The 18675-nt window shown below is 41.9% G+C and carries 8 protein-coding genes; all 8 read left to right on the top strand.

The genetic code is table 11. From position 1 onward, the window contains the following. The first annotated feature begins 433 nt into the window (after nucleotides 1–433). The 8 genes from AC060N_RS12670 to AC060N_RS12635 all read left to right on the top strand — a co-directional run bounded on the left by AC060N_RS12670 (nucleotide 434) and on the right by AC060N_RS12635 (nucleotide 18464). On the top strand, nucleotides 434–751 hold the full coding sequence (locus tag AC060N_RS12670) for a hypothetical protein (RefSeq protein WP_479524121.1): 318 nt from the start codon (nucleotides 434–436) through the stop codon (nucleotides 749–751). Between the two features lie 93 nt (nucleotides 752–844). Continuing rightward, nucleotides 845–5197, top strand: a complete 4353-nt coding sequence (locus AC060N_RS12665; protein ID WP_479524120.1) for a CusA/CzcA family heavy metal efflux RND transporter — start codon at nucleotides 845–847, stop codon at nucleotides 5195–5197. Nucleotides 5198–5199: 2 nt separating this feature from the next. Further along, nucleotides 5200–6396 carry an efflux RND transporter periplasmic adaptor subunit gene (locus AC060N_RS12660; protein WP_479524119.1) on the top strand — a complete coding sequence of 399 codons (1197 nt, stop codon included), beginning with the start codon at nucleotides 5200–5202 and terminating at the stop codon, nucleotides 6394–6396. Between the two features lie 1244 nt (nucleotides 6397–7640). Further along, nucleotides 7641–11006 (top strand): SusC/RagA family TonB-linked outer membrane protein, encoded by a 3366-nt coding sequence (locus AC060N_RS12655; RefSeq protein WP_479524118.1) that lies wholly within the window; start codon nucleotides 7641–7643, stop codon nucleotides 11004–11006. A 19-nt stretch (nucleotides 11007–11025) separates the two neighbouring features. Next, a complete protein-coding gene (locus AC060N_RS12650) occupies nucleotides 11026–13071 on the top strand; it encodes a RagB/SusD family nutrient uptake outer membrane protein (protein ID WP_479524117.1) in 2046 nt (681 codons plus the stop codon). 440 nt (nucleotides 13072–13511) lie between these two features. Continuing rightward, entirely contained in the window at nucleotides 13512–14927 is a 1416-nt protein-coding gene (locus AC060N_RS12645; RefSeq protein WP_479524116.1) for a pectate lyase, read from the top strand. Between the two features lie 90 nt (nucleotides 14928–15017). Next, complete coding sequence (locus tag AC060N_RS12640; protein ID WP_479524115.1) at nucleotides 15018–16979, top strand: DUF5060 domain-containing protein; 1962 nt, start codon at nucleotides 15018–15020, stop codon at nucleotides 16977–16979. A 237-nt stretch (nucleotides 16980–17216) separates the two neighbouring features. Beyond that, nucleotides 17217–18464 (top strand): hypothetical protein, encoded by a 1248-nt coding sequence (locus AC060N_RS12635; protein WP_479524114.1) that lies wholly within the window; start codon nucleotides 17217–17219, stop codon nucleotides 18462–18464. The last annotated feature ends 211 nt before the right edge of the window (nucleotides 18465–18675 follow it).

Genomic DNA, 18675 nt, shown 5'->3' with positions numbered 1-18675 from the left:
GTCTCAAAAACCTGTTTTGCGACGGTCTCATTATCTGTATGATTTTGCTAATAATAAGTTATCCTTTGATGCTGAATTTTCTGTGCGTTTAGCGAAGCAATTTTTCGTTTATGGTGAATTTGAGGCCGAGGCTGTCCACAATCAACTGTATTGCCCCAAAGGTGATGCCTCTCATGAAGGAGTATTGCTAAAACGTCGCAAACAGGCAACGACCGACAATCCCAATATCGATTTGAATTTTCGGTTGACATATGAATCCATTTATACCAAGGTAATCAATGAACGCCTTTAAATATGGGTGGATGATGGGGCTTTTGATTAAAAATATCCTCTGGTTAAGTCAATAAACAAATAATGGAGGAAATGCAAAAACTCAGAATGATTCTCAAATATTTTTTAAATTTGTTAGGTCAGAAAAGGCATTAAGAACTTGATGAGAAACTGGATTAAAATACTACTTCCAATTGTTGGCTTTTTTTACTGCATTGCCTTTTTGGAAATCAATTTTCCTGGTGGTGTTCATCAAACCTGGGATGACCAATATGATACATATATTCCCGCGCAGAGTTACAACGATGTTACTGTTGCAAACCTGTCGGTTGACATTCCTCTTGGAAACTCAGCCATTCCAGGTATTTCAAATGTTTCTACTGTTATCTATCAAGTGATTTTCTTATCATTCATCCCGGTGATTGTACTATCGTACAATTTTTCGGTAATCTATCTAATAAATTGTAAATTAATTATTTAGCATTTTCCATTTCTGAAGTCTTTTCGTTCAAGAGAAGAAAAAATCCGAAAGGTCGTTTCTTCAAATGATAAACCAAATTAAACAAGATGGAAAATGATCAATCATGTTATATCGTTCTCTATTAAAAATAAGCTAATCGTTGGCTTATTCACATTAATTTTAGTCGGCTGGGGCATCTATTCAATGTTGAATATTCCGGTCAATGCTGTACCGGATATTACAAACAACCAGGTACAGGTGATAACTGTATCACAAAATCTGGCGGCACAGGAAGTGGAGCAGTTCATAACGCAACCGGTTGAACTAGCTATGAATAATCTGCCTGGTGTAAAAGATATCCGGTCAATCTCCAGATTTGGACTATCAGTGGTGACGGTTGTTTTCGATGACAACATGGGCATATATAAACCACGACAACTGGTTTCGGAACAATTAAAAGAGGTTCAGGATGAAATCGGCTCGGGGCTGGGAGTTCCACGAATGGGGCCAATCAGTACAGGTCTTGGCGAAATTTACCACTACACGGTTGAGGCTGAACCGGGATATCAGGATCAGTACGATGCTACTCAGTTAAGGACCATACAAGACTGGCTTATCAAACGGCAATTATCCGGAATCCCCGGGGTTGTAGAGGTCAATTCAATTGGTGGTTATCTTAAACAATATGAAATAGCTGTCGATCCCAACCTGTTAAATAGTTATAACCTTACTATTTCTGATATTTATTCAGCGGTTGCCGACAATAATGGAAATACCGGCGGAAGTTATATTGAAAAAGGCCCGAATCTGTATTATGTGCGTGGGCGCGGCCTGGTGAGATCCCTGGACGATATCCGAAAGACAGTGGTTACCACCCGGAATGGTGTACCGTTAACCATTGGAGATGTAGCGACTGTGCAAATCGGACATGCGAACCGGTATGGAGCTGCAACTGTAAATGGTAAAGGAGAAACGGTGATTGGTGTTGTTATGATGCTTCGTGGAGCCAATTCTATGGGCGTGATTGACGCCGTTAAAAAGCGGATTGTTGAAATCCAGAAGAGCCTTCCGAAAGGTGTTGTTATTAAGCCATTTATCGATCGGGCCCGACTGATCAAAAAAACCTCAGGGACAGTCGAAGAAAACCTGCTTATCGGAGGAGTCATCGTTATTCTCGCGTTGGTTTTTCTTTTAGGGACCCTGCGGGCAGGTTTGATTGTAGCATCCATTATACCCCTTTCTTTGCTTTTTGCTTTAGGCATGATGAATGCCCTAGGGGTTTCCGCGAACTTAATGAGCCTTGGGGCACTAGACTTCGGTATTATTGTGGATGGAGCTGTTATCATCGTCGAATTTATGGCGGTGCAACTGGCAAGAAACAACGATAACCTGAGAAAATTGTCAGGCATTGACAAGCGGTCCAGACTGGATGATATCGCTTTCCATTCAGCCGGCCGGATGATGAACGCAGCCACCTTTGGTCAAATTATTATTCTCATTGTTTTCATCCCCATTCTAACTTTACAAGGGGTTGAGGGTAAAATGTTCATCCCTATGGCTCTGGCTTTTGGTTTTGCCATCTTTGGAGCCATGATACTTTGCCTGACGTATATTCCGATGGTTAGTTCGTTGCTGCTATATGGGAAATCTGCTGGCAGAAAAAATATTGGCGATAAATTCATGATATGGCTTGATAACAGGATTTTCATACCAACCATCCAAAAGGCATTAGGTCTGAAAACCGCTATTATTACAATGTCCATCGTCCTTCTGGGGATAGCGGCTTACGTATTCATCAATATGGGGGGTGAATTCATTCCTAAACTTCAGGAAGGGGATTTTGCGATCGAATTTCGCATGTCACCAGGGACTTCCATCACCCAAACAACCAAGGCATCTGAGAAAGTGGAAAATATCCTGCTATCTCGTTTCCCTGAGGTTGAAAAAGTAGTAACGCGGGTTGGGGCAGCAGAAGTGCCGACGGATCCCGATCCCATCGAGGGGGGCTATATCGCAGTAGCACTAAAAGATAAAGATGATTGGCCATCGGACCTATCTTACGAACAACTGGCCAACCGAATGAAGGAGGCATTGTCGGTGCTCCCCGGAATGTCATTTGAATTTTCGCAGCCTATTGAGATGCGTTTTAATGAACTGTTATCGGGTGTCAAAGCCGACCTTGCTGTAAAAATTTATGGTGATGACCTTGGCGTTTTGCAGAAAAAAGGGAATCAGGCAGCTTCCATCATACGATCCATACAGGGAGCAGCAGACGTGCGGCCTGACCAGATCGCAGGTTTGCCACAAATTGTTGTAGATTACAACAGGAACAGATTGGCTCAATATGGGCTGAAAATAAATAATTTGAATACCTTATTAAGAACAGCGCTCTCAGGATCGACTGCTGGTACATTTTATCAAGGAGAAAAGCGTTTTGACATTGTTGTTCGGTTAAAGAAAGCTTTCCGAAGAGACATTGAATCCATCAAAAATCTATATGTTCCATTACCTTCCGGAGGCAGGGTCCCACTAAAAGAAGTTGCTGATGTACATTTTGAAGAAGGTCCTAACCAGATTTCACGTGATGATACGCACCGGAGGATAGTCGTGGGGGTTAACGTACGAAACCGCGATATTCGATCGCTGGTGAAAGAAATCAGGCAAAAACTGGGTGAAAAACTTGACCTACCCCCAGGCTATTATATTAGATATGGTGGAGAGTATAAAAACCTGCAACGGGCAACCCATCGGTTGTCGCTTGTTGTACCTTTGGCACTGACCCTGATTTTCATTATTCTTTTTATCAGTCTTCGTTCGCTGAAGCAGACCTTATTGATTTATACCGCTATTCCGTTTGCGGCGATAGGAGGAGTTTTTGCGCTTTGGCTCAGGGGAATGCCTTTCAGTGTTTCCGCGGGCGTTGGGTTTATCGCACTTTTTGGAGTGGCTGTATTAAATGGATTAGTGCTGATCTCCTACCTGAACGACCTTAAAAAAGATGGGGTCACGGATCTTCAGGAACGAATACTTAAGGCTACTCGTTCCCGTCTTCGGCCGATCTTCCTTACAGCGTCGGTAGATATTCTGGGGTTTCTGCCGATGGCTGTTTCTACTTCGGCAGGTGCGGAAGTGCAACGCCCTTTGGCAACAGTGGTGATTGGAGGGGTGGTGACTTCCACCCTGCTAACACTTGTTTTGCTTCCGTTATTGTATTCCATGTTCGAAAATCCACCTAAAATGAAGAAGAAAGGGCACGTCGTTGCAATGATACTGTTTATCATATTTGGATTACCAGCTGTAACGCATGCGCAGGACTACGGACGGTTGCATAAACTGAGTTTGGACGAAGCCATTGAGACCACCCTTAAGAATAATCCTGGTCTGCAGGCTATGGAGCTTGCTATAAAACAGCAACGTACCCTTGAAAAAACAGCTTTCGATCCCCCAAAAGCCAGTGTTTATATGGGGAAGGATGAAGTGAACCCAAATTCAGCAGAAGCGATTCAAAAAGTAGTAGGTGTTGGACAGACAATTGAATTTCCTGTTACATCGATTAAGCGAAGTAAATATCTCAAACAAAAGACAAAGGTCTCTGAGCTGGATTACAGTAAGCATAAAAACAGACTGATGAGGGAAGTGTCAGCTGCCTATTTCGACTGGAGTGTTGCTTGGAGGAAATGGCTGTTTTACCAATCGATAGACAGCTTGTATGGTCGGTTCTATCAGGCTGCCTTATTGCGTTTTAAGACAGGAGATGCATCGAGACTGGAGATGTTGGCGGCTAAAAGTAAGCAAGAGCAAATCGGGTTGCAGTTTGAAAAAGCCAGTTCGGATCTGAAGGTGGCTCAAAGGATGCTCCAGCGTTGGATGAATATCCAGCTTCCCGATTCAATAATCCCGGAGCAGGTAAAATCCGCTCTTTCGACCGGAGTACAATTGACCGATTCAGTGGCAGGCAATCCTCAATTGAATTATCAGCAATCGAGAGTAAAACTGGCAAGCCGTGAAATAAAACTTCGAAAATCGCAACTATTGCCGGAAATCAGTGGCGAGTATGCCCGAGAAAAGGTCAATGGTGAGAAGGGCTTTTACGCCTGGCAGATAGGAGTAGAAATACCATTGTGGTTCGGTGCCCAGCAAAGGCGAATTCGGGCCGCGGAAATCGGAAAAGAAATTGAACAGAAGAACCTGGATGATTTGAAGATTGCAATGCAGACTTCACAACGACAGTTGGCCCTCAGGTATCAAACGCTCGAGAAACAGCTTGAGTATTATGAAAGCGACGGGTTGCCTTTGAGTCGGCAACTGATTCAGAACGCTGAGCTCTTATTTCGAACAGGAGAAATTGGCTATGTTGAATATTTACAGAACATCGACAGGGCTGTCAATATCAAAATCTCCTGGCTTGAAATTCTTTCAGAATTCAATCAAACAGTTTTATATATCAACTATATAAACGGGAAATAAAAATGAAAACAATTATATTATTCATATTCACAATCTTTGCCATATCAGGCTTGTATTCATGTAATCAGAAGTCTGCCAAGAGCAGACCTGGGCAGGATGAGGTATCCGAAATCGAAAAGGTAAATCCGGATAAGGTAGAATTAAGCGAGGAACAGGTTAAGCAGGCAGGAGTAACCATGGGACAACTCGTTAAAAAGCAGATGCAAAAACAAGTTTCTGTAAACGGAACCATTCGTTTGTTACCCAATTACCTGGCTTCAGTAAGCCCTTTTGCAAGCGGAAATGTTGAAATGATCAATTGCCAGGAAGGTAGCCATGTACAAAAGGGAGCTATCTTGTGCAGTCTGAAACATCCGGAATATATTCAGTTTCAGCAGGATTTTCTGGGAGCCAAAGGACGGTTTGATTATTTGAAGAAGGAATTGCAACGCCAGAAAATTCTTAGCGAGGCCAACGTGAGTGCGCAAAAACGATATCAACAAACTCAGTCGGAATATGAAACTGCAAGGGGCATGTATTTTGCCGCCCGGGAGAAACTGAAATTTCTCGGGATATCTCCTGCAGACGTACAGGCCGGTAATATTCAAAACTCGATCTACCTGAAGGCTCCAATTTCGGGAACAGTTTCTCAGATTAACATTCACAAGGGGGAATTGATCAACCCGCAAAGAGTCGCCTTTGAAATAGCTGACAACAGTAAATTATATGCGCGCCTTACGGTATTCGAGAAAGATATTAACCAAATCCACGTTGGAGAAACATTTGTCTTTTCAGTTCCTGCATTTAACGATTCGTTGAGGTATCATGGGGAAATTACGGGAATTGACCGGGTGCTGAATCCTAAAACAAAAAGCATGATGGTGACTGGGAAGATTGAACCTGCAGGGGTATTGGCTCCTGGCTTGTACATTGAAGCCCGCGTACGTTCTCCGAAGAATGAAGTATACGCGCTTCCGGCAGGTGCCGTTGTGCGGGACAAAAATGCTGAATACATTTTCATATACGTAAGAAAACAAAAAGAAAATTCCGGTCGGGAAAGTGTGGTATTTAAAAAGACCAGGGTCAATACCGGGATAAGAAACGAGGATTTTATTCAGGTTTTGAGTCCGGATTCTTTGTTGAATAAAAAAAACATTGTCTTGACAGGTGCTTTTTTCCTGAAAGCGGAAATGAATAAAGGAGAAGGTGATCCGGATTAATGTTATTCGTCTGCTATAATGTGAACCGAAAGAAATGCCGTTAATTTTTTTTTAAGGTCGCACAACCATATGTTTTTGAGAGAATGGGGGGCCCTCCTTCATCATCCACTTTTTGAGCCGATTGCCGGAAATTCCCGGATGCTGATATTTTCAACAGGACCAGGGTAACCAGTCAAGCTCAAGGGTTTTTTGAGATAGGTGTGAAAACTTGTTTTGGAAAAAAATCCAGTGAAATGGAAAACAACATTAAAATTTCCGCTCGTTAAGACAGTACTCATTGGGGGCAATTAACCTGGATACATTTTCACAATGAGATTGAAGCCCTGGAATCCAGTGAATAGATAAAATCAAAAAATTGGGGTGGGGCGGTCCAGTAAATTTGTTGAATGGGAAAATTACTAATTGAAACCATAAAATTGAAAAACGCAAAGAAGCGTAATTGAATTTATACTTTTTGTTTTCATCAAAAGAAAATTGAATTCGGTGATTTTGTTTGTAATTTTTTTGTTGGGCTTTAAGATAGGGATATTTGTTTGGTGGAGAGTATTTTGAAGACTTGTGGTGTCTTGAAAATGACAAGTGATTTACGATTTTTTTGTTGCCGCCATTTCTGTTCAGTGTCCTGTCGGAACATTATCATATATTTCTTCATTTATTTGTGTTTAGATGTGTAAGTGACACATAGTGGGCTGTTGGGAAATTGTTCTGACGAATGGTTCGATGTGTCGTTGAAATTATGAACATAGCTAATCTTTTAATATTAAATATTGATAAAGAAGATTGATATAGTTTAAAAAAAGTTAATCTAATTATTGTTTATTTATTTAAATTTTACATTTGAATGTGAAAAAGGTATCGAAAATTTACGAAATGTATTTAAAAATTTCACAATGCTTAATTTTTCGAAAGAATTAGATGCTGATAGTATGTTCCAGTGCTGGAATGTCAAAATATTAAAGTGCTGTTTTGAATATCGACCACTGAACCGTGAATGTTCACTAGTAAAATAGAATGAAAAAGGTTCAGATAAAGATTTCCCGTGGACCGCAAGCTTTGCTTTTCCTAATAACATAAGTGTGATTCGTTCTTCGCGTGAAAGAGGGTGATTGGTATGTCATTCTAACTACAATGTACGAATTTCTCCTCTTTTAATTTATTGAAAAAGAAGTAGGTAACTAATGTCTGCTCATGTGTGCATGAGTGTAGTTTAATTTTAAATCCAAATTTCAATATCAATGGAAGTTATGAAAGCAAAGGTTCGAACGAAGCAAGGATTGATATGGATGAGGCCTCAATTCATGAGATTCTCTTCTCTATTATTCTTGACGGTTTTACTGCAATGTTTGACTCCGGTTTATGGCCAGCAGAAAATCACTGTTTCCGGAAAGGTGATAGATAATACGGGGACTCCGGTTCCGGGAGTTACTGTTGTCATCAAAGGAAGTAGCATTGGGACGATTACGAATCAAAGTGGAAACTATACGCTTACCGATGTACCTCAGGGAGCAACATTGGAATTTGCGTTTATGGGAATGAAAACGAAAGACATTGCCGTGGCTGGAAAGCGCACAATTGATGTTAAGATGGAAGAGAGTTCAATTGGCCTGGATGAAGTAGTAGCGGTTGGTTATGGTACGATGAAGAAGAAGGATTTGACAGGTTCTGTTGCTTCTGTCACCGGAAATGCGATTTTGGCTACTCCTACATCCAATGTAGCCCATGCTCTGCAAGGAAAGTTATCAGGTGTAAGTGTTACTTCACAAGACGGTCGTCCGGGGGCAGAAATCTCTATCCGTGTTAGGGGTGGAGGTTCCATATCGCAAAGCAATCAGCCATTGATCCTAATTGACGGGGTTCCTGGCGATTTGAGCGACATCCCTGCTGACCAGGTGAAAAGTATTGATGTGCTGAAAGATGCCTCATCTACAGCAATTTATGGTGCTCGTGGAGCCAATGGTGTAATTCTGGTTACCACCAAAGGGGCAAAAGCTGGTAAAGCGACTGTTACTTATGACGGTTACATGAAAATCAATACGCCTACCAGATATTTGGCAGCTCTGAATCCCTATGATTATTTGAAATATGTTTGGGCTAATGCTGCCGCGAACGGAAATTCTTACCGGGAACCATTTGAAAAATTGTTTGGTATCGGGGCATATACAGGCAATAATCCAGGGGGAATTGAAAGCTATCGGAATCTGTCTTCCAACGATATCCAGAGGAAGGTTTATAACAATTCTGTTTCATGGAACCATAATTTGACGATTACAGGAGGAAGCGATAAAACAAAGATGTTTTTCTCAACCAACTATCTGGATGATGAGGGGATGAAGCTAAATTCATATTTGAAACGTGCCAACGTATCGTTTAAACTTAATCAAAAAGTGTTCGACAACGTTACATTTAACCTGGATACACGTTATGTTGATATTCAAAATCTTGGAGATGAAGGCACATCGAATGGGAGTGGATCATTGCTCTCTTCTGCCTATCGGTTCCGTCCGATTGCGACGTCAGATATTTTAGGCGATTTGAGTGCATTGCGAGAAGGTAATATTGAGCAATACGGGAAGAATTCGATGTGGGATACTTACAGTCCTGCTGCCCGGGTGAGGGATTATTATCCACTTAGGGTGAATCAATCTCTTAAAAGTATCGCAACATTAAATTGGAAGGTTGTTAAAGGGCTGACATATAATAGTGTTTTTAGTATAGGCCGGTCGTGGGGACAAAAGAAATACTGGTCAGGTGCTATTTACAACGATTATGTTGATGATGTAACCGGAAAAAAACTATATGCTGGCAATGCTGATTATGGAAAATCGGATAGTTGGGGAATGCGTTGGACAAATACATTAAATTATGAAGTCAGTATCAATGAACATAATAAATTCAATCTGCTGGCGGGACAGGAAGTTTCCAATTCCGGTGGTACCAACCTGGAAGTTTCGGCCAACCATTTTCCTTCAAATTTTGACATGAAAACAGCGTTCGCCCAGATTAACCAGTATGATCAGACGGTCGGTTCCAGTACAATTTCTTCGAGTGTAAGTACGCCCAGCCGCATTATGTCCTACTTTGGCCGTGTAAACTACTCTTTATTGGACAGGTACTTGTTTACGCTGACCTTCCGTGCCGATGGCTCCTCTAAATTTGCGCCTACGAATCGCTGGGGGTATTTTCCGGCCGGTGCATTCGCATGGAGAATGTCGGAAGAACCTTTCATGAAGAATATCCACTGGCTAAATTATTTGAAACTTCGTCTTTCATACGGTGAAGTCGGTAATGATGGAATCAGTTCTAGTTTATGGTCACAAAAGTGGACGTCGGAGACCGATCAGAGATGGCAATATGCTATTGATCAACAACGTCAATCTGCTTATGACTTATCTTCTTCTACGCTGGCAAACCAAGATCTGAAATGGGAGACAACCATTACTCGTGATTTAGGAACCGATTTTGCTGTCTTGAACAGCCGATTGTCGGGAACTGTTGACGTTTATTGGAATACGACCAAAGATCTGCTGATGTTGACTAGTATTCCGGGAATTACAGGTTTTACAGCTACTTATGCTAATATTGGACAGACGAGTAACAAAGGGGTGGAACTATCACTTACCGGAACGATTTTCAAAAACCACGATTGGAGAGTAACTGCCAGTGGCAATATTAACTTTAACAGGAACAATGTAGATAAACTTGCACCTAACGTAAGTGGGCTTTACGGAGCGAGTTGGGCGGGGAGCGCATCATACCCGTCTGATGATTACATCCTGGAAGAAGGGCATCCTGTCGGACTGGTTCGGGGACTTGTTTACGATGGTTTTTATACGCCAAATGACTTTAATTACAATAATGGAACATACACGTTGAAAGCTGGCGTGCCCGACCTTAGCAGTTTTATTGGTGTTGTGCATGGACTTAGCTCCGGGGATCGCCCTTCTACACAGTATGCATATCCGGGACTTCCCAAATATAAGGACTTGAACCATGACGGTAAAATAGATGAAAACGATATTGCTGTTATAGGAAATACGAATCCGGTACATACAGGTGGTTTTAATCTTAATGTGACCTATAAAAATGTAGATTTCGGAATGTACTTCAACTGGAGTTATGGAAATGATATCTATAATGCCAATAAACTGGCTTCTCTGTATGGTCCGAAAGAATCAGGAGTATATCAGAACAAGCTGGCTATTCTGAATAACTCTTATAAAATTTACGATGTTGTCAACGGACAACTTCAAAGGCTGACTACGCCGGAAGAACTAAATGCTGCCAACAAGAATGCCACTTTACCGTTGGCATATAATGAGGTAGGAGTTACCTCGACTCTCGGTATTGAGAATGGGTCGTATCTTCGATTGAATACGCTTACTTTGGGATATACTTTACCTAAATCATTAATGACAAAAGCAGGGATAAGCCGGCTTCGTATATATGGTAGTGTTTATAACTTGCTTACAATTACCGGATATTCCGGACTCGATCCCGAGGTAAATGCCGATCCGTCACATAACCACGCTGTTTATCCTACAACCGGATTGGATTTTGGGACGTATCCACGTGCACGGTCTTTTGTCGTCGGTGTAAATCTTAGTTTATAAAAAAAAATACGTGACCATTATGAGAAGATTAATATATTATATAATAGCAATTGTGTTACCTGTCACTTTTACACAATGCCAGGATAATTTTCTGAATACTTCCTCTCCATCCAATGTTGATGGTACTTTTGTTACAAGTACACCTTCGGAGACGTTTAAAACGTTATCCTGGTGTTATGCCAATTATCGTCAATCTTGTATCATGGGAGTTTACCGATGGAATGATCCGATTGGGTCGGATGCTGAAATGTATCCGGAGGAAAATTCCAGTAACAATATGAATGCCATTTTGCAGACTGATCAGTTACCGATTGATTATATAAAAAGTGGATTTGATGGTCTTTATACTACTCTTGCCCGGGCGACCAAGGTAGCCAATTTAATCGCAAAGAAAAAGGCATATCAAGCTGATGTGGCGGCCGGTAAGGTTTCCGATTGGACTCAGTTGTATGGTGAAGCAATGACAATGAGGGCGATGTGTTATTTTGATTTGGTCAAACATTTTGGCGATGTTCCTTATGGTTATGAGAATAACTATGTGGAGAACTATAAATTGACCTCTCGTTTCGATATATATGATGATTTAATCGCTTCTCTTGAAAAGGCTGAACCACTTATGTACCGGCTTGGAGAGGGAGGTGTAAACGCAGAACGTCTTTCCAGGACATTTTGTGATGCCTTGATAGGTGAGTTGGCTCTTTATTCTGGTGGTTATCAGACAATACGTACCGACATGCCTGGTTTGTATGGGAATGTAACTTTTGACAAAAAAGGTAATGAAGCATACGGTTGTGTGTATGCCCGACGTTCCGATTATCTTGATTATTACAAAGTAGCTGAAAAATATTTTCAGGCAGCAATGGATAATGCTGGAACTGCCCATCTGATTACCACTGATAGCAGATCATATGCCAACAATCCATTCCAAATGAACTTTCAGTATTTTGAGAACTTGCAGGTAAGCCCTGAGTCAATTTTCCAGCTGGGTAATATTCAAGGCGGAGATAGGCGGACTAATAGCGAATATCCATATGCCTTTGGTCGGCCTTCGAACGGGGGTGGTTCAAATGCAGCTCCCTGTAAGACGTACGGTGCTCTTCGTATTATTCCTACTGTATATTATGGTGATTTCCAAAACGGGGATAAGCGAAGAGATGCCAGTGTAACAGTAACAGGAAGTAACGGGGATGGTAATGAAAAATTATTGTCATTCATTCCAGGAAACAAATGCAATGGTGGAATTGCTACCAATAAGTGGGATGAGAATCGAATGAACCCACCTTATACAGATCATGCTCGATCATCAGGCATGGACTGGCCTGTTTTGAGAATGGCGGATGTGATGTTGATGCAGGCCGAAGTAAAAGCTGAATTGGGTCAGAATGCCGATGCAATCAGTTTGGTTAACCAAATTAGAGAAAGAGCTTTTGGGAATTCCAGTCATGATATAAGTGGATTATCAGGACAGGCATTAAAAGATGCTGTATTGCATGAGCGTAAACTTGAGCTGCTGGGTGAAGGAACACGTCGTTGGGACCTGATACGCTCAGGTGAGTTTTCGGAAAAAGCAATTGCTGTTCAACAGGAAATGCAGACAATGGTTAACGACCTCAAGGCGCAGGGATATCATCGTTTCGCGAATGGCAATGAAATTTCAGATTATATCTGGACCAAAATGGTTCATCTGGACAATCCGTTAACTTATACTTGTACGGATAGTACGAATGCAGCTCTTTACCCTGGATGGAGAGGACAATATGACTATAGTTCATTGGAAGCTGTAAGTGGGAAAGTGGTTGGTACCGACCATAATTTAGCCATTAAAGGTTTATTCCATTATATTGATCCTAGCGGTGCGGAAGCTGCCACCCTGGAAGGTGAAGGATATGTCAAGACGAATTGGGGGATTGATATTGTGAATAATTTTTCCAGCTATCAAAGAAATATTCTTTCAGGAATAACATCGCCGGATGATCCCCCAAGATATTATTTTCCTATTCCTTTCGAAACAATCAGCAAATCGAACGGACAAATTACGAATGGCTATGGCTTACCCCAGGAATAATTAAAATAAAAAGATAATCCGTCAAAAATGACGGATTATCTTTTTGTAATCACTGAACTTAAGGAATAGTCCCATCATTTACTCTTCAATTTTTACCTATAGAATACAGCCTTTTGAATCAGATAACCAGTACAGATTATTTGAACATTTCAGCGGGAATTCAAAAAGGTACAACTTCGAACATTGCAGGGTTTGGCTAATTTGGGAATAATCGCAGATGTGTCTGGCTTGAAACCGTCTTTTCCCTTAAAAAAAGGAGAAGCGGTTTTGACTTAAATCCAAATTTTAGTTAGTGGTTTGCGTTTGATTCATTGTTCGGTTGAATGAATTTCAGATTGTTTCCAGATTGTTTCCCATTTTATTTCAGATTCGGGTACTTTCTTTGCTTATAAGAAATTGAAATAATTGGTAATAGAAATAATACTAAAATTTAGATTGCTATGAGAAAAAAGATTCTTTCACTATTCCTATTTTTTTTATTCTCCGTTACTGCTACCTGGGCCCAGCAACTGGCTTTCCCAACTGCTGAAGGCTATGGAAAATATACCGTTGGAGGACGCGGCGGTAAAGTATATGAAGTGACAAATTTAAATGATAATGGTCCGGGTAGTCTTCGTGCAGCAGTTGAAGCGTCAGGTCCCAGAACTGTTGTTTTTCGGGTCTCGGGTACAATACTTCTGAATAACAAACTGGTTATTAGAAATCCCTACATTACCATTGCCGGACAAACAGCGCCTGGCGACGGTATTTGTCTGAGAAGATACCCGTTAATGATAAGCGCTGACCAGGTGATCATCAGGTACCTGCGAGTAAGGCTTGGAGACGAATCGGGACGTGCTGATGATGCGGTATCCAGTAGGTTTGTCAAGCACCTTATTATTGATCATGTATCGGCAAGCTGGAGTGAAGATGAAGTCATGTCGATTTATCATTGTGATAGCATCACTGTTCAATGGTGTATGATTTCTGAAGCCCTATTCGACTCCAACCATCCAGACGACGCCAATCCAAGTGTAGATGCTCCTCACGGGTTTGGAGGTATATGGGGATCTAACTATGGCTCGTATCACCACAATCTTATTGCTGATAATGCGAGTCGTAATATCAGAATGGCATCGGGTTCAGGTTACACCGATTACAGAAATAACGTGATATACAACTGGGGGTACAACACCTGCTATGGTGGCGAAAACCAACAAGTCGGAGATCCAAGATTTTCATTTTCAAAATTTAACATCGTAAACAACTATTACAAACCGGGTCCTGCAACTGAGCCAGGAGAGAGATCCTATCGAATTGTTAATCCTTCTTTTCGCAAAAATACCTCTGATTTCGGGAAATGGTATGTTGCCGGTAACGTGATTGAAGGGAATAATAAAGTGACAACAGATAACTGGGATGGTGGCGTACAACCGAAAGGAGGTGACGCCAATCTAAAAATCGTAAAGCTTGATAAAGCATGGTCATCCATGCCGATTAATCAACAATCGGCAAAGAGTGCCTTTGATTTAGTGCTCAAAAATGCAGGTGCTACTTTACCCAAAAGAGACCCTGTAGATACTAGGATAGTAAATGATGCCAGAGGCGGGTATGCTACCTACGAAGGCAAAGCATATACAAAATTTAAAAGAGTAGCCGATAAATCAAAGAAGACTGGAATGATAGACTCACAAAACGATGTGGGCGGCTGGCCATTACTTAAATCTGCGCCTGCCCCAACAGACACCGATCATGATGGTATGCCTGATCAATGGGAGCTGAAACATGGCCTTAATCCCAATAATCCTGCTGATGGAAATAAAGTTGGCAAAGATGGTTACACCATGCTGGAGAACTATTTAAACAGCATCAATTGATGTAAATCCAGTCTTGAAAAAAATATTTGAAAATATCCTATGGCATTTAGGATATTTTCAAATAACTAACTATCCTTAGATGAAATGATTATGGAATCTAAAGTCACCTTTAGCAAAACAGGACTCTATTACATCATAGCCTCTGTGCTTGTTGTGCTGGCGTTTGCACCCACCTCATTTGCACAGTCCAATGCGGCACATGATGTAGATGGCGACGGTCATGTGGCCATCTCGGGAGAACTTAGGCAGTGGCATGATATCACACTTGATCTTACAGGGCCGTTTTGCAACGAGACAGACACGGCTCCCAATCCGTTCACAGACTATTCCTTCACCGTTACTTTCGAGCATGAATCAGGTACGCCCCAATATACAGTCCCCGGTTATTTTGCCGCTGATGGGAATGCGGCTGAATCTGGTGCGAAATCAGGCAACGTGTGGCGCGCCCACCTGTCTCCAGACAGAACCGGTCAATGGACTTATCACATTTCGTTTGTTCGTGGTCCGGGTGTTGCCATTTCTGATTTGCCTGGCAAAAGCGTTGCACCGTTCAATGGCCTTACCGGAACATTTAACGTTAAGCCAACTAACAAGACTGGTCGTGATTTCCGAGGGAAAGGACGTTTGCAATATGTTGGGCGTCATTACCTGCAGTTTGCCGGTACCGGTGAGTATTTCTTAAAAGCAGGTTCGGATGCACCCGAAACGCTGCTGGGAACTGCTGACTTCGACAATACCAACGCGATGAAAGAGAAAGTACCACTTAAAACATGGTCGGCTCATCTCAAAGACTGGAAACAAGGAGACCCGGTATGGCATGGAAATAAAGGTAAAGGCCTGATTGGCGCGATCAACTATTTGGCAAGTAAAGGAGTGAATTCCATCTCTTTCATCCCCTACAATGCAGGAGGTGATGGTGATGATGTTTGGCCTTTTGTTGAACGTAATGACAAATTGCACTACGACTGCTCAAAGCTTGATCAGTGGGGAATCGTTTTTGCTTACGCTCAACAGCAGGGGCTCTACCTGCACTTTAAATTGCAGGAAACGGAGAACGATGACGAGCGGAAACGCAAAGGGGCAGATATTATCGATATTCCCCGAAAGGCCGATGGCCAGCTTCCAGTTCCGGAAGCGCTTGATGGCGGTGCCCTGGGGCCTGAACGCAGGCTCTACCTGCGCGAATTGATCGCCCGCTTCGGTCAGAATCTTGCGTTGAATTGGAACCTTGGCGAGGAAAACACGCAGACTTCGGAGGAGCAACGTGCCATGGCGCAGTACATCAGCGACACCGATCCCTATATTCATCATATTGTCATCCACACTTATCCCAATATGCAGGATCGGGTCTACCCGCCACTTCTCGGAAACGGATCAGCGCTAACCGGCGCTTCGCTTCAAAATATGTATAATGAAACGCATGCGAAAACACTTCAGTGGGTAAAAGCCTCAGACCAGGCAGGCAAACCATGGGTTGTTGCTAACGATGAACAGGGTTCTGCCAGTTTTGGCGTGCCACCTGATCCAGGCTACGAAGGATTTAGCGGCACAGCCGGGAAAGGTGACGATGCCTACGACCTAAATGACATACGGCGATACACGCTTTGGGGAAACCTAATGGCAGGTGGAGCCGGCGTGGAATATTATTTTGGGTACAAACTCCCTCAAAACGACATTGTGGCGGAAGATTTTCGCAGTCGTGATAAATCGTGGGACTATTGCCGCATCGCTCTTGACTTCTTCAAGGAGAAAAAAATCCCGTTTTGGGAAATGGAAAATGAAGATGAATTGGTCGGAAACTATGCACATGATAACTCGCTCTATTGTTTTGCCAGCAAAAGTGAACTTTACCTGGTCTATCTGCCTCATGGCGGTAAGGCGACCCTGGATATGACCCTGGCAGCGGGCGAGTTCAGTGTTTCCTGGTTTAACCCACGAGAAGGTGGCGCACTTTTTCCTGATAAGATTGTTGATGGCGGTCAGCCCGTGTTGCTCAACGCACCATCAAAAAATGATGATTGGCTCGCTGTAGTAAAACGACAGAGACCTTAAGTCTACGTTGAAACATTGTTAAGGGTACAGGATTTCTCTCCTGGTTGACCAGGTCTGTTTTAAATCAGGAGATAAATCTTGTTGTTTTCTGGGCTGGGGAACGAAGGGAAAAACAACCAGATTTTTCGAATCTGTCAAAGTAAAATTTGGTTGAAATAGTAGTTTTTATTTTCAGATTAGACCTGATCTGAATTGCATTCATAATTTATTTTTCACCAGCTAATTAATACGAAATTGATGATGAGTAAAATAACTCTACTGGGGATCCTTTTGCTGTTTATTCAGTTGAATAATAAAAGCTATGGACAAGCACCGATAGAGAAAAAACATTCGCTGAATTTCTTTTTGGATTGTCATGATTGTGATTTTTCGTTTGTGCGACAGAAATTGAAATTTGTTTCGTTTGTCCGTGATCCGAAAGAGGCCGACGTCCAGATTTTAGTGAGTGATTCAAAGACGGGTAGTGGTGGTAAAAAATATTATCTTAATTTTATTGGGTTGAATTCGCTTAAAGGGCAGGATTTTGAGTATGGGTATACCAGCAACCAACTGGATTCGGATGATGACATCCGTCGGGGTTTATTGAAGAGGCTTGAGACCGGAATACTGCAATACTATTCTAAAACCGGCTATTTTGACGAGCTTGATATTAATTTGGGCATGAGGGACGGTAAACGAGTCGTTGATAAATATAATGATCCCTGGAAGAAGTGGGTATTTCAGGTAGATGCAGGCAGTTACCTGAAAATGGAGGCCAGTAAAAACGAATATTCGTTGAATACCGAAGTTCAAAGTGAGAAAGTGACTGAGGCCTGGAAAACAAAATTCAAGGGAGAATATAATATTGATCATGAAAGCTACCTTGATAATGGAGAAAAGATTGTAAACAATCAAAATAGCACCGATTTTTCAGCCAATTACATCAAGAGCCTGAATCCACGCTGGTCAGCCGGCATTTTTGGTGAATATCTCTCAGATACCTATATAAATACCAAGAATTCAGAGCGCTTGTATGCCGGACTGGAGTATAATATTTTTCCATGGGACATGAGCAACCGCAAGGTTTTTATCTTGCGTTACACCACGGGTGTCCAGAATTATGTGTATTATGAAGAAACCATTTACAACAAAATACGAGAGATTCGAGCTTACCAGGCTATAAAACTGGAACTCCAATTGGTACAACCCTGGGGAACCATCGAGTCCAGCCTGGAGGGATCCAACTATTTTCACGATTTTTCAAAAAACAAGCTGACATTTAATTCTAAATTCTCGGTTCGATTGGCGAAACAGTTTTCGGTGTATGGGAAAATGAAAGCACAAGTGGTCCACGATCAGTTATATCTATCTAAAGGCGATGCTTCGCTGGAAGATGTTCTGTTACAACGCCGTAAATTGGCTACAACATACGAAGTTAAAATGGAAATTGGCCTTCGCTTTACATTTGGTTCTATTTATAATAGTGTAATCAATGAACGCTTTTGATGTGTTCCGTTTGGCAATTTCCGGAACAATAAAAACGTATCCAGTAGCTGAAAAATACAACAAGACTCCGGCGCAGGTTGCCTTGCACTGGAACTTACGGCACGAAGTGGTTATGATTCCTAAATCAATCAACTCCAACCGTATTGTTGAGAACGCTCATTGTTTAAAAATAAATTGTAGAGTTTGAAAACCAACTAAAATATTAAGTAGT

This window comes from Prolixibacter sp. DSM 2831 (genome assembly GCF_056493735.1).
This window is presented reverse-complemented; position numbering and strand designations above follow the sequence as displayed.